This is a genomic window from Bacillus arachidis (genome assembly GCF_030285945.1).
Classification (GTDB): Bacteria; Bacillota; Bacilli; order Bacillales; family Bacillaceae_G; genus Bacillus_A; species Bacillus_A arachidis.
On the sequence record NZ_CP127373.1, the window covers coordinates 38290 to 51405 of the forward strand.

Consider the following 13116-nt stretch of genomic DNA (forward strand, 5'->3'; position numbering starts at 1 on the left):
CTTACAGAAAGAAAGTGATTTATCATTTGTATAATCGATAGAAGTAAAATAAAATAATACGTATAGGTAATAAAGAGAATTATATTTGTGATCTTCAATAGGAAAGGTGAATTCGAATTATGGGTAATAACAAGATAAAAGAAAATGTACCTATTACAAACAATAAAAGTAAGTATATTGATACATATGTAGAGAATATAAGTGGTATCATTCCCTTTCTGCATAACAATGGTTATGTAGATAAGGTGGAAGAGAAGATGGAGGTTGCAGAAAAAGAGGGGAAGAGTAAGTATACGTATTTAAGTGATATAGAAGTTATTTATCATTTTGTACATTTACAAAAAGATATGGATGAAAAGAAGAATAGAAAAGAGGATACGAAAAAGAGTTATGTGTCCGAAATCTTATCATTTTGTCAGTGCATGGTGCAGCATGCAGAAGAATTTGAATTGAATGGGGAAGAGGTACAGCAAAACGAATCTTTATTTAAAACATTGCAACCTTGGCATATTCGTAAATACAATTCTTGGCTAAAACGAGTAGAGAACGGTAGGAATGGTAACACATATGCAGTCGCAACACTTGCGAAGAAAACAGTGCTCATTCGTTCTTTTTTTAAACATCTTCATGTATTTTCTTATATTGAAAAGCCTCTTCATGAAGAACTGCAGCGCGCAAATGTAAATGAGCAGGATCGGCCAAATCGGGACCTATCTTATGATGAAGTAATAAAAATCTTAGGTTTTTATAAAGAAAGAGGGCATGTCGTAAACTATACAATTTTACTCGCTCTGGCAAGTACCGGTGCAAGAATTCAAGAATTGTGTACAACAAGAGTCAAAGATTTATACTATGACGGAAAGTACTGGTTAAAAGTAACGGGTAAAGGGGATAAAGTGCGTGAACTTTTCATTTCTGAACATTTATTCCAATGTATATGTGAAATGAGACGGAGAAGAGGATTCCAAACTGTATTGAATCGAGGAGATGAAAGTCCTGTATTTATCAATCAAAGAGGAAACTTTTATAATCCGAAAACGTTATCCAACCAGGTAACAGATATGATTAAAAAGACAAATTTAGAGTTTCTACAGTATCGCGAAAACCCTGTAACGGCGCATACATTCCGTCATGCCTTTTCCATCATGGCAGTCGAGCAAGGAAATGCAGATCTATATCATTTAATGCAGACACTTGGACACGAAAATATTCAAACAACAAAGATCTATTTAGAGAAGCATATGAAAAGAAAGAATAATGTCGGGACTTCATTTGCGGATATGTTGATGTAAGATACTAATATAAGAACCTAATTTTATTATGTGTTTTTTATATGATTAACAAGGGTTTTATTCGTATGAAAAAACAATAACAAAATGATTCCTATTGATAAAAAAATACATTCAATCAAAAGTACTTTTGTAGTTAAGTTTAGTGACAGCTTGTAAATTAGGAGTTACACTTGGAATAGATACATTAGCACGTACGATTGGCTCTGTCAGTGGAGGGAGCAAATCCCTTAATGATTAATAGTTGAAGCAGACGGACCTTTAAAATTAGATATTTTCCTACCTAAATTCATTGCTACTGTCTATTTTTGAGGTGGGAGTCTTACTGCTTAATTTTTGGGTTTTATGAAAATAAAAGAGCCTGTTTAAGGTAGAAAAACAGGCTTTAAAACTTTAAATAAGAGGGAAAGAACATAAAAGTATGAATATATTTTTGGCGTGACGAGGTGGGGGAATTGGGATATTTAATTTTAGCGTTTATGTTTGCAGTTAGCGTATATTTCCTAGTTTTCGATAACCCTTATATTACTATATTTATTATATTTCTCATCATGGTAGGGAAGTCGTTATATGATAGCAGAAAGAAGAAACAGTAATCAAGAATACAGGGACAATATGGGAGTAAGATAGTGGATTATTGATATAATATAAATTATAAAGTAGATGGTTTTCGAAAATGATTTTTGAAAATGTTAGTACGATAGGGGCACTCGCTTTTCTGTTCTTAATGATTTATCTTGCGACAGATCCTAAAGATGTAAGCTTGCTAACTATCCCAGCTTACTTTGGTGGAATGTGGGTGACTAACTGGCTTACCGAAAATGGATTTCAAGGTACATTTATTTATACGAGTTGGTTAGTAATCTACATCGTTATAATGATTTACCTTTTCTTCGCTTCAATCCGTCTAGGCATACGTAACATAAAATATATTAAAGAGAAAATAAGAAAACGTAGAGCCATAAAAAAATAACGCAAAGAGAAACCGTCCTTACAGGCGGTTTTATTGTTATACTGAAGTGCAATGTAGATTATTTAACATTTTAGGAGGGGTAATTATAGAATACTCAAGAATCTACACATTAAGAAATGGCCAAGAAAAATCAATAAAGGTAGAGTCCTGGCGTTCATTTAGAGAAGAAATGAATGTGTTAGGAATTCAGGATTCAGATGTGTTTCAAATTCAGTTAGTTGAATACGGAAAAGAGAGAACGAAAAAGAATTCTCCTAAAAATACTAGAAGAAAATAGTCTACTAACGCATAAATATCATAATTAAGCACATGTTATATACAAATATAGTGGAGGTGCAATTATGAATATTCAAAGACACGAAAGTAATACAAATGAAATTCTTATTTCTGCTGCTGCAAGTGCTATTGAACAAATGAAGTATGAAATTGCTCGTGAATTAGGAGTCACACTAGGACCTGATACATCATCACGTGCAAATGGCTCTGTCGGTGGGGAAATTACAAAACGCTTAGTTCGAATGGCTGAAGAACAATTATCAGGACAATACAGATTACATTAAGTTAAAATAACAACAGGAAAAAGGCTCCATAAAACGGATCCTTTTTCCTGTTATTTACATAAAATCTGAAAATTAATTTTTATAACTTAAAAACGACCATTCAGATTCCTTTATAAGAGGTTTTATTTAATAAGGTAATACAATAAGGGCTAAATTAAAAATAATCCATTACAAGTAGATTAAGAGCTACTTAACATATTCTTGTTATATTTTATTATTTTTTTACTAGTTTATTAAAAATTTATAATTAGTGAAGTCATCTCTTTAATTAACCATTGATATTGATCGATAAATAAGTGGATAACTAAGGATAAAACAGTGCCCAAAGAGTAATTAAAAATAGGAATTTCTTCAGTTTTAGAATAAACCATACCGTATAAAAAATAACGTATTAGGGGACACCATACATACCCATCAACTTAAGAAAAGTAAACATCCCCAAAACGAAAAAAACAGCCGACTTCTCAAAATAACTAACTATAGAGAAAGAAAATTTTCATTTTGGGGGTACTTCAAAATTTTAGCTTGATGGCCATGGGGTCCCGCCAGCATTTTGGAAAAACCCCACGCTAAGAGCATGCAAGATTTTATACAGTTTTCGGCTAATCCAGTAACAAACGAGAACCCGAAAACCCGTGCCAGAATAGGAATGTATAAAAAAATGAATAGAGTCATAGGAAAAGAAAAAGGCGGATTCTTTGTGAGAGTAGGGATCCATCTTATCCTTGCTACCAATAATGAGACGTTATGTTAACCGATCATGAATATGATATACGTCATTTAATTGTGGTAAAATTTAGTTAATTCGTTATTTTAAAGGGGATATGAACATGTCTATATGGAAAGGATCAGCAGCAATTTGTATAAACTCCAGAGATGAAATATTAATGGTAGCACAGGAGAAACCAAATGAACCTGAACTTTGGTCTGTTCCTTCAGGTGGAGTAGAAGAAAAGGAAACATTTGAAGAGTGTTGTATTCGTGAAGTTTGGGAAGAAACAGGTTATCAAGTGCAAATTGTTAAAAAAGTACATGAACGAGATGGAATTACGTATGGTGTAGATGTTCATGTTGAATATTTTGAAGTTGAACTAGTTGGTGGAGAAAAGAAAATTCAAGATCCAGATGAGTTAATTCAAGATATTTGTTGGAAGCCGATATCTGAAATTAGTAAACTTAAAATGCTATTTGAAAAAGAGCGAAATATATTACTGAATTACATACAAGAAAGAAAAAGTTAAAATCTTAATTAACTTCCGCTAACGATAATTATGTCAATGAGCTGTCCATATGGGCGGCTTATTGTATTTTTTGCTTAGCGTTTTTTTTCAAAATTATATTGGTTTAAAAGAAGACAAAGAGATAAGACCAATCACTATGGTCTTATCTCTTTCTATTCATTATTCTATTACCATCCACCTTTAGGTACAATCGTGAAGGAAATATCGTTTACTGGGTCTTGGCCTATCTTTAGTTGATAGTAGAAACCTCTACCATCTTTTATTTGATTTAAGTCTACCCCACTATCAATTACCCTATTTACTTCTTCAATCGTGAGTTTTGGGATAAAGTGAAGAATTATGGTAAAAAAGCAGGAGCTAATGTTGTTTATGCAGTTTTATTATTGTATTACACTCTTCAAAAAGATACTGTTCCAATGAAGACAAAAGGGATTATTCTTGGAGCTTTAGGTTATTTTATTCTTCCTTTAGATTTGATTCTAGATGCTATCCCAGTGGTTGGTTATGCAGATGACTTAGGTGCGTTAGGAATTGCTCTTATGCAAGTTGTTATGTATATTGATCAAGAGGGTGAGAGTTTTTATTGGGAAATGATTATTCTTATCCCCAATAAGCGACTTCATAATTTTGAATTTTATTTATTACAACGTAATGTTTCTTTTGTTTATTATTTTTATCATATCCGTTAACTTTAATAAAACCTTCGAGTTCCAAATGGTGAATTTTCACATCTGTTACCACAAAATCTATATTTTCTTCTTTTTTCATGTGTTGTATTGCAACTTTAGTAGCTTTTTCTTTTGCAATATTTTTATTATGAATAACTGATGAAGTAAGACCTATGGCTAAAACTATAATTGCTACAATGATTAAAAATATAATTCTTTTCCTTTTTAAATTCTCCATATTTCTCCTCATAGAATAAGAGAATACAGTATAGATCAGCATACAAACATTCCCTTGTTATAATCATGTTATTTTATGTATTTAGTTGTTAGGATTTTATTATAAATTACAATGATTTCATTCTTTTCCCCAATGATCGATTATATAATTTTGAATTTTATTTATTACAACGTAATGTCTTTGTTGTTTATTCTTTTTATCATATCCTGAGACTGTAATAAAGCCTTCGAGTTCTAAATGTTCAATTTTGATATCGGTTACAACAAAATCTATATTCTCTTCTTTTTTCATGTGCTGTATTGCAACTTCAGTAGCTTTTTCTTTTATGATATTTCTATTATGAATAAATGATGCGGTCCAACCTATGGTTAGAGTTATAAGTGCTACAATGATTAAAATTATAACATTTTTCTTTTTTAATTTATCCATATTTTCCCTCCCTAAATTACTTTATAATAATACTATAAATCTTTTTTAGGGAGAGAGAAACTATGAGTAGTTCCGTCAGTGATAAAACTTTACAAAGATTATCGGGTGGTAGCTATAAAGATAAGTCTGAAGTCAAAGTACGAATTGGAAATCATGAAGAAGTTTGGCAACGTATAGATATGGATAGAGAACTTCTACATAAAAAGAATGGTTTTGATGCAACTGTTTATCAAAATAAAGAGACGAAACAAATTGTTATTGCTTATCGCGGTTCGCAAGAGGCACGAGATTTTTATGACAAATCACTTCTCCCGAATGATACAATCAAGGAAGAGGAGGGTTATTATGAAGAAACATCGTTTTAGAAATCTATTTTTATGTTTTACAGCTCTTTTAATGTTACCTGCTTGTCAAAAGTACAACGGTAAGTTAGAACAGTGGGGTAGCACTGTTGACACTGTTGATACAGCTAAACTAAAAAGAAATAACATTCCCTATGAAATAAAAGATGGTAAAGTATATATTCCCGAAGATGCCTTTAGCGATGCTACACTGTGTTGTACATAAGTAATGACATAAATCCCTTTCTAAACAGCAGAAGGGGTTTGCTGTAACATAAAAAGCAGGGAGGGATATAGTCATGGGAAATGTCAATCCAATCGGTATTGTTATACTGATAGGGTTTATTCTTCTGTTAGTTTTAGCCGTTAAACGAATCAAGGGTAAATGGTTTTCAAAATGATGTACAAGTTCCTCTATCTGAACAAATCAGTAACTTCCAATAACAAGAATTATGTGAACACAAAAGTCCCCCAGTTAAAGAATCTGGAGGATTTTTAATAGTCTTCTAAATACATTGAATCCCGATAATTAGAGCTTATGTAAACTGGGTATGTATAGTGTATTCACTTAAAAAAACATTACCTAGCCCAAAATAAAAAAATTTAATTATAAGAATAACTTGATAAAAAAATATGATATGATAAAAGTAGTCTAAAAATTATAAATCTAAAGACAATTAACAATGAGAGAGGCTTTCTTTATGACAAACAGAAGGTCTTTTATCGGTAATGATTTTAAGGGAATACCACCTAATTAACTATAAATGGTATAGGTATTCTCTAAATTCGAAAGGGGAAAATTTATGATTAAAACCGCTGTGAAACTTGTAGAATTAAATGCAGAAAACTGGTATGAATGTTGTGAATTAGAGTTATCCGATGGACAAGCAGAATATATTGAACCAAATGCTATTTCAATAGCTCAATCAAAATTCGAACCAACTTTAAAACCTTATGCAATTTATTGCGAAGAAAAAGTGGTAGGATTTTTAATGTTTAGTTCTGAAATGGAAGAACTTGATGGGTATTGGGTATATAGAATAATGATTGATAAGAAATTCCAAGGTAATGGTATAGGGAAAGCAGCAACTAATTTAATGATTGAAGAAATGACTAAATTACCAAATGCAAAAAAAATAGTAGTAGGTTATCATCCTGAAAATAAAGAGGCTCATTATTTGTATTCGAGTTTAGGTTTTGTTGATAATGGTGACAGGTTCGGTAAAGAAATGGCAGTTATAAGATATATAAATGACTAAGAAATCAATATAAAAAAGAAAAACTCAGAGTCACATATAGGGAAGGGTTTGCTTTTACTTCCGCTAACGGGATTTATGTTAATAATACCTTATGATATGGTAAAATTTATGTGTTCTATTAATGTGAATATACATGAAGTTTAGAAAAGAAAGAGGAGGATTTTTATGGTCGATAATTATATAAATGAAAAAGATCATCTTTTTTATAAAAAACGTTTTTATAATGTTTTAGCCTCAATTCCTTTTGTAGTTATCACTCTAATAGTAACCTATTTATCAAACTTGGGATTAACTTTTTTTGTAACTTTAACTGGAATTTCAGTAATAACTTTATTAATTCAGTTCATTTATTATTATTCAAATTGGAAAAAATCTCTTCAGAAGATCTGAAGAAGTTTTTTGAGATTTCTAAATACATGGACTACTGATAGGTGGGATTATGTGAACTAACAGTTGATAACTTTTTTATATTCAACATATAATTTTAAAAATGCCTCCGTAGCTTTAGAAGGGAAGAGCGCCGGAAAACATTGTAGAACCGGGTCGCAAGGCAAAGGTTTCAGAAGCACCGAAAAGCAAATGAGCTGAGACAGGTGAAACTCCTGTCGGTGAAATTCCGTAGGGAAGCGTGTTCCCCTTAGCCTATGCTTACGAAAGGAGTGCGGGTTCGAATCCCGTCGGAGGCACTAGTTTTTCTTTTAATTATTATTTGACTATCAAGTACCAACGCTAATTAAGTAAATTATATATATTTATTTTCGATAAACTGACTTATGTAAAAAACTAGTATGGATCTAGTTTTTTTGTTTACGGATGTTACAACTTCTTTATTTACAGTGTTTTGAATGTATACTTTTTAATAATTTTGAGGATGTTAGGAGATTTGTTGTGAATTCAATGATTAAGGGTAAATGAAAGTAAACTAATATTTAAAAATTTACTTTCATTTTTTCTTGGAAATATTTTAATTTAAAAAACTGAAAATTATAATATTTAAATGTATAATAAAGTAAAGAAGATATAGAATAAATAAATAGAGAAGAGGGAATATCATATGACTAGTTTAAAAAATGTTCTTGAGCTTGATTTTGCATATCTTGAAACCTTTACTAGCCGAATAGAGAAATCATGGGGGTTTATGTTTTGTAATGAAAGCAACCCATATTATTATGATGCAAATCATGCACATGTAAGTGTAGTAAGTTTAAATCCACAAATGATAGTAGATGAAGTAGTGCATTTCTATAAAACTAAAAATATAGTACCTAGATTTTATATATACAACTTAGATATGCAAGAAAAACTGATTTCTGAATTACAAATAAAGAATTTTGGATTTGAAGAATTAATAAGTCCAGTCCAATTATGGAACAAGAAATTAACTAAAAAAGATAAAAATGAAAAAGTTACTATTGAAAAGGTATCTGAGTTAAATTTTGAAGAAGCTTTAGATATTGAATGTAGTATAAAAGAGTTAGGGGGCGAAGTTAGAAAAAAAGCTTTTCAAGATGAATTCCAACATCCAGCATTCACTCATTATCTACTTAGATACAATGGAGTAGCATGTTCCATCGCTTGTATTTTTGAACATGAAAAACAAGCCCGAATGGAAAGTGTAGCTACAATTGAAAAGTTTAGAGGTAAAGGGTTAATAGGTGAACTTATTCACTTTATTCAAAGCGAAGTAATGAATAGAGGACTAGATAATCTTTGGGTGATCCCAATTAACGAAAAAGTAGAAAAAGTTTATGAAAAGTATGGATTTGAAACAGTAGAAAAAATTAAAACGGGACATGCGTTTTTAGAAGGAAAAAGTATTAAAGAAATTCACGAGGGATAGAAAAAAATCAATTTATTTTGCTAAAAAAATAGTTAGTTAACAAGTGTATTTTTATTTTCCCCTTAGGATAGCACTACACTACATTAATATAGCTTAGCTATAATAACATGAAGTATTCATATTTTGGAAGAGATGGAGTTTTAAGAATCCCTTAGCGTATAAAAATGTTAAAATGTGCGTGCTACCCCTAACAGGAAGCATAACTTTGCATAAAATTTATGCAGGTTTATGCTTCCTTTTTTGTTATGCAATGATATGAACTCTTTTATATCAACTTTCCTTTTTCTTAGCGTGGGTTTTATGTGTGTAGAGATTATAAACTTCTTTAATTTTTTTCTTAGAAATACAATAACCATCTATCAAAGTGATTGATAGATGGTTATTAAAGATGTTTAAAAAACATAGTTTTTCTTCAATTCTATGATGTTTAGGTATAATAGAGTTGTTTAATTTCAGAAAGTGAATCATCAATAATAGCCCCTTTTTTAAATTCCAAAGTGAATCATATATTTATTCTCTTCTTTTGCTTGAATAATTTTTTTAGCTAATTCGTTAAGATCAGCAGATTGCTTCATACCTTTGTGAGATATAATCACATCTAAGAATTGAGATAATGATTCAGGTGGAATAATCGTAATACCTGAATACGCTAAACCGTATTCGGAACGTTTTAACGAATGAAAATACGTTTTCATTGTTGATAAGGATTTAAGTAAATTGCTGATAATATCATCATTTACACAAATACAGTTATGTACATCTGGAGTGTAACTCTTGTAAGTCTTTTGATTATTAATGTCATTAATTATGCCAAATTCGTGATTTAAAGCCATAAATTCAAATCCCCCTTTCGATAATTCACTTGACTAACCGAATATCAAAATATTCTTATTTTCATTATACCGAGAATCATAAAAAGGTGGAGTGGGTTCTAATTTTTACCCCATTTTTTAAACAACATTGTTTGTTTTTAATGGGGTACAGCCGAGATACGTGTAAAAATAGGTTATAGGCTTACTTTTATTTCCAATATGGTTTTTTATAAAATTCCTTTATTCGTCTAAGCTTTCATTTTCGCTTGTCATGTAAACAAACGTTTAGGTGACAAATGAGAACCAGGATAAAATAATCATATAAGGGGTACGGAAACGATTCAAAGAATCACTCGCCACATCGGAAAAAATTTCAATTCCAGCGGGTGATTTTTATTATACTTTTATAAGATTCCCCTAAAAAAACAGCTACCGCCTATAGCGATAGCTGCCCTATTCATTACTTCGCGCTCACAATTTTATAATAAGAACGAACTGTTAAGAAGTAATATCCGATATAAATAACGCTATACACACCGATACTCATTAGTAATGGAATCAGAAACTCATTTGGCATTACTGTCATTAATCCTTTTAATGCAAATAAGCTGTGGCAGATTCCTACTAATAATGGAATCACGAAGATAAAGCTTACTTGTTTTGCAATCGCTTTTTTCATTTCTTTTTTTGTAACTCCAACTTTGCGGAGTACAATGTAACGATCTCGATCCGCATTTGCTTCTGTTAACTGTTTGAAGTAAATGATAGAACCTGTTGCTAGTAAGAACACTAGACCTAAGAAGAGACCGATAAACATCATTAACCCTGTTGCTTCCAGCATACCGTGGAAACTAGTGTAGAAAGCATTGAATGGTTGTTCAAATTCTGTTTCCCCAGCTCCAGCTGGCATCACTTTCCTTAATTTCTCCGTTAGCACTTTGCCATTCTTTTCATCTTTTACATCGATATTTTTAACAATACGTGTCGCAGATACTTTTTTTGCACTGTTATATACTTCATCTGGTACAACAACGAATAAACTACCTAAGTTCGTTAGAGTACGCCCTTCCGTACCTTTAATCGTCAATGCCTTTGTTTCATTTCCTATTGGGAATACAGCTTTGTTCCCTTTATATACCGGATTAAATTCATTACCTTCAATATACATACCATCATATACAAAAGCTTCATCAGCAGCTAAATTTACTGCATCTACATTCATTTTCTTTGCTATTTGATTAAATGCTGATTGCGATACAAGCTGATATTGCTTGGGAATTGAATCCTGTTTATTCATACCTTTATATATTTTGCCTTCAAACTTCCCTGTCACAGGAACCATTTCTATTTCGAATTGGTTCGTTACAGGATGACTCTGTTTCTCTTCATCCAAAATCATATTTACTTTCTGATCAAGTACCGCATCTTTTTTCTCGTAAGAATAACTGTATGGTGCAAAAGCTCTCGCTTGTTTAAACGTATTGTAATACAGCGTTACAGATGTACCAACTGCTGTTAATGTGACTGCACTTAATATCGCAATTGTCGCAAGTGACTTCGCATTTCCTTTAATACGGTATAGTAATTGTGAAGTTGTTACCATATTCATACCTTTATAAAACGATGATTTATTATGTCTCGCACGTTTCAACACAAATACAGTAAAGAACATAAATAGTAAGTACGTTCCTAATACTGTCGCAAGTAAAATATACAGTGCAACAACCATAAAGTCCGCATAATCAATTGCTTTACCATACATCAGTGATAAGAAATAACCTGAACTAATTAAAAATGCTGAGATCAACGCCATAATCACTGACCCTTTTGGCATTGCTTCTCCTTCACGTTCTGCATGGAAAAGCTCAATCAGTTTAAAGCGGTAAATTAAACGATATCCTTGAAGTGATGTGTACAATATAATCACAATAAAGATAATTGCTGTATCAACAATCGCGGACATCGGTACTTCAAAGTGAACATTTAAGTTTAGTCCCATCATACTTACTAGTAGTTCAAGGAATAATTTTGAAAGTAAACTCCCAATCACAATTCCAATTACTAATGACATTAATCCCATTAACATATTTTCATAAAACAGCATTTTACCAATTTGTCTTTTACGAATACCTAATAAAGAATATAATCCAACTTCTTTTTTACGCTTACGTGTAAAGAATCCGTTAGAGTATATAATAAATACCGCTACGAAAATAATAAGCATTACACTTGCAGCTTGGAATCCCCCACTAATTTTCTTGGAGCCTTCCGCGGCTTTTTCCATTTGTGAATTGTACTGAAGTGCCTTAAATGTAAAATACATAACGATGCTAAAAATCATAGATGCAAAGTATACAAAGTAATCTTTAAAGTTCCGCTGTATGTTGCGGAGAGCAATACTAGATAATGTCATCTGCCATACCCCCAGAAATTGCGGACATTACGTCGACTACTTGTTGGAAGAATTGTTTACGAGTTAATTCCCCGCGGTGTAATTCTTTATATAACTCGCCATCTTTAATGAAGATAACTCGCTTGCAGTAACTTGCTGCAAACGCATCATGCGTTACCATTAAAATGGTTGAATTATCATGTTCATTTAACGACTTCATACTTTCCAATAAATCTGTTGCTGATTTTGAATCAAGTGCTCCTGTTGGCTCGTCTCCAAAAACCATACTCGGATTCGTAACGATTGCACGCGAAGCTGCACAGCGCTGTTTCTGTCCACCAGATACTTGATAGGGGAACTGATTTAAAATATGATCAATACCAAATTTCTTCGCGATTTCAAGAACGCGGTGATCAATTTCACTTGCCTTCACCCGTGATAACGCAAGAGGTAAAGCAATATTCTCTTTCACCGTTAACGTATCTAATAAGTTATAATCTTGGAAAATGAATCCTAAATAATCACGGCGGAACAATGCCAACTTATCGTCATTCATTTTCACAATATCTTTTCCGTCTATTAAAATTTCACCGTTCGTCGCATTATCAATCGTAGAAAGAACATTTAAAAGAGTCGTTTTACCAGACCCAGAAGGTCCCATAATGCCAACAAACTCGCCTTCTTTTACTTGCAAGTTAATCCCTTTTAACGCTTCAAATTTATTTCCACCTGTATCGTATACTTTTTTAATTTGTTTCGCCTCTAATACTGTCTTCATTTCTATCCTCATTTCATCTATTCTCTATTTTCATTCTATAATCTCTACTCTTGCCACTATCAATGCTTCCTACATAACATGCCGGTTTTATAAGGCCTACTAACAGAAAAAGCGTAAATTTAACTTTACGAATAAAAGTACTTTGTTACTATAGCATTGGGAAATCGCACTAACTATTGATTCTCCTTACATAAACATTACAATTATGTAATGTTAAAAAATCACCCTATATAATTAGAAACAGCATGCCGGATGGGGCTATTTCTATCCTGAAATTCTATTTACAAAGTGGTCAT

15 protein-coding genes and 1 pseudogene are annotated in these 13116 nt (G+C 31.8%); 11 read left to right on the forward strand and 5 right to left on the reverse strand.

Annotation, left to right across the window (positions count from 1 at the left end):
* Positions 1–119: 119 nt before the first annotated feature.
* The 6 genes and pseudogenes from QRY57_RS00205 to QRY57_RS00230 form a co-directional block, all read left to right on the forward strand.
* On the forward strand, positions 120–1292 hold the full coding sequence (locus QRY57_RS00205; protein ID WP_286015149.1) for a tyrosine-type recombinase/integrase: 1173 nt from the start codon (positions 120–122) through the stop codon (positions 1290–1292).
* A 673-nt stretch (positions 1293–1965) separates the two neighbouring features.
* A complete protein-coding gene (locus QRY57_RS00210) occupies positions 1966–2262 on the forward strand; it encodes a hypothetical protein (protein ID WP_286015150.1) in 297 nt (98 codons plus the stop codon).
* Between the two features lie 67 nt (positions 2263–2329).
* On the forward strand, positions 2330–2539 hold the full coding sequence (locus QRY57_RS00215; protein WP_286015213.1) for a hypothetical protein: 210 nt from the start codon (positions 2330–2332) through the stop codon (positions 2537–2539).
* 64 nt (positions 2540–2603) lie between these two features.
* Entirely contained in the window at positions 2604–2822 is a 219-nt protein-coding gene (locus QRY57_RS00220) for an alpha/beta-type small acid-soluble spore protein (RefSeq protein WP_002161812.1), read from the forward strand.
* A gap of 830 nt (positions 2823–3652) precedes the next feature.
* The gene (locus QRY57_RS00225; RefSeq protein ID WP_286015151.1) at positions 3653–4063 is read left to right on the forward strand and encodes an NUDIX hydrolase; all 411 of its coding nucleotides are present in this window, start codon (positions 3653–3655) and stop codon (positions 4061–4063) included.
* A gap of 284 nt (positions 4064–4347) precedes the next feature.
* Positions 4348–4632: pseudogene (locus tag QRY57_RS00230) on the forward strand (YkvA family protein); the annotation flags it as partial.
* A 31-nt stretch (positions 4633–4663) separates the two neighbouring features.
* Here QRY57_RS00230 and QRY57_RS00235 read toward each other — a convergent pair.
* Both QRY57_RS00235 and QRY57_RS00240 read right to left on the reverse strand, forming a co-directional pair.
* Positions 4664–4969: a hypothetical protein gene (locus tag QRY57_RS00235; RefSeq protein WP_286015152.1), complete on the reverse strand. Its 306-nt coding sequence runs from the start codon at positions 4967–4969 to the stop codon at positions 4664–4666.
* 117 nt (positions 4970–5086) lie between these two features.
* Complete coding sequence (locus QRY57_RS00240) at positions 5087–5398, reverse strand: hypothetical protein (RefSeq protein ID WP_286015153.1); 312 nt, start codon at positions 5396–5398, stop codon at positions 5087–5089.
* Between the two features lie 62 nt (positions 5399–5460).
* On the opposite strand from QRY57_RS00240, the gene QRY57_RS00245 reads away from it, so the two are divergent.
* The 5 genes from QRY57_RS00245 (at position 5461) to QRY57_RS00265 (ending at position 8838) form a co-directional block, all read left to right on the forward strand.
* On the forward strand, positions 5461–5763 hold the full coding sequence (locus QRY57_RS00245; RefSeq protein ID WP_286015154.1) for a hypothetical protein: 303 nt from the start codon (positions 5461–5463) through the stop codon (positions 5761–5763).
* Entirely contained in the window at positions 5744–5965 is a 222-nt protein-coding gene (locus QRY57_RS00250; protein ID WP_098386412.1) for a hypothetical protein, read from the forward strand. Before QRY57_RS00245 ends, QRY57_RS00250 begins: the two co-directional genes overlap by 20 nt.
* A gap of 577 nt (positions 5966–6542) precedes the next feature.
* Positions 6543–6998 carry a GNAT family N-acetyltransferase gene (locus tag QRY57_RS00255; RefSeq protein ID WP_286015155.1) on the forward strand — a complete coding sequence of 152 codons (456 nt, stop codon included), beginning with the start codon at positions 6543–6545 and terminating at the stop codon, positions 6996–6998.
* Between the two features lie 165 nt (positions 6999–7163).
* A complete protein-coding gene (locus QRY57_RS00260) occupies positions 7164–7388 on the forward strand; it encodes a hypothetical protein (protein ID WP_286015156.1) in 225 nt (74 codons plus the stop codon).
* Between the two features lie 664 nt (positions 7389–8052).
* Positions 8053–8838 (forward strand): GNAT family N-acetyltransferase, encoded by a 786-nt coding sequence (locus tag QRY57_RS00265; RefSeq protein ID WP_286015157.1) that lies wholly within the window; start codon positions 8053–8055, stop codon positions 8836–8838.
* A gap of 485 nt (positions 8839–9323) precedes the next feature.
* Here the strand turns inward: QRY57_RS00265 and QRY57_RS00270 are convergent, their stop codons facing one another.
* The 3 genes from QRY57_RS00270 to QRY57_RS00280 form a co-directional block, all read right to left on the reverse strand.
* Positions 9324–9671, reverse strand: a complete 348-nt coding sequence (locus tag QRY57_RS00270; protein WP_286015158.1) for a short-chain dehydrogenase — start codon at positions 9669–9671, stop codon at positions 9324–9326.
* A 439-nt stretch (positions 9672–10110) separates the two neighbouring features.
* Entirely contained in the window at positions 10111–12063 is a 1953-nt protein-coding gene (locus tag QRY57_RS00275) for an FtsX-like permease family protein (RefSeq protein ID WP_286015159.1), read from the reverse strand.
* Complete coding sequence (locus tag QRY57_RS00280; protein WP_286015160.1) at positions 12050–12820, reverse strand: ABC transporter ATP-binding protein; 771 nt, start codon at positions 12818–12820, stop codon at positions 12050–12052. The genes QRY57_RS00275 and QRY57_RS00280 overlap by 14 nt, the downstream gene beginning before the upstream one ends.
* Positions 12821–13116: the final 296 nt, after the last annotated feature.

Coding starts and splice junctions, on each gene's coding strand:
- QRY57_RS00270 (WP_286015158.1), bottom strand. CDS start 9,671: ATGGCTTTAAATCACGAATTTGGCATAATTAATGACATTAATAATCAA.
- QRY57_RS00210 (WP_286015150.1), top strand. CDS start 1,966: ATGATTTTTGAAAATGTTAGTACGATAGGGGCACTCGCTTTTCTGTTC.
- QRY57_RS00250 (WP_098386412.1), top strand. CDS start 5,744: ATGAAGAAACATCGTTTTAGAAATCTATTTTTATGTTTTACAGCTCTT.
- QRY57_RS00280 (WP_286015160.1), bottom strand. CDS start 12,820: ATGAAGACAGTATTAGAGGCGAAACAAATTAAAAAAGTATACGATACA.
- QRY57_RS00255 (WP_286015155.1), top strand. CDS start 6,543: ATGATTAAAACCGCTGTGAAACTTGTAGAATTAAATGCAGAAAACTGG.
- QRY57_RS00220 (WP_002161812.1), top strand. CDS start 2,604: ATGAATATTCAAAGACACGAAAGTAATACAAATGAAATTCTTATTTCT.
- QRY57_RS00275 (WP_286015159.1), bottom strand. CDS start 12,063: ATGACATTATCTAGTATTGCTCTCCGCAACATACAGCGGAACTTTAAA.
- QRY57_RS00265 (WP_286015157.1), top strand. CDS start 8,053: ATGACTAGTTTAAAAAATGTTCTTGAGCTTGATTTTGCATATCTTGAA.
- QRY57_RS00260 (WP_286015156.1), top strand. CDS start 7,164: ATGGTCGATAATTATATAAATGAAAAAGATCATCTTTTTTATAAAAAA.
- QRY57_RS00205 (WP_286015149.1), top strand. CDS start 120: ATGGGTAATAACAAGATAAAAGAAAATGTACCTATTACAAACAATAAA.
- QRY57_RS00245 (WP_286015154.1), top strand. CDS start 5,461: ATGAGTAGTTCCGTCAGTGATAAAACTTTACAAAGATTATCGGGTGGT.
- QRY57_RS00235 (WP_286015152.1), bottom strand. CDS start 4,969: ATGGAGAATTTAAAAAGGAAAAGAATTATATTTTTAATCATTGTAGCA.
- QRY57_RS00240 (WP_286015153.1), bottom strand. CDS start 5,398: ATGGATAAATTAAAAAAGAAAAATGTTATAATTTTAATCATTGTAGCA.
- QRY57_RS00225 (WP_286015151.1), top strand. CDS start 3,653: ATGTCTATATGGAAAGGATCAGCAGCAATTTGTATAAACTCCAGAGAT.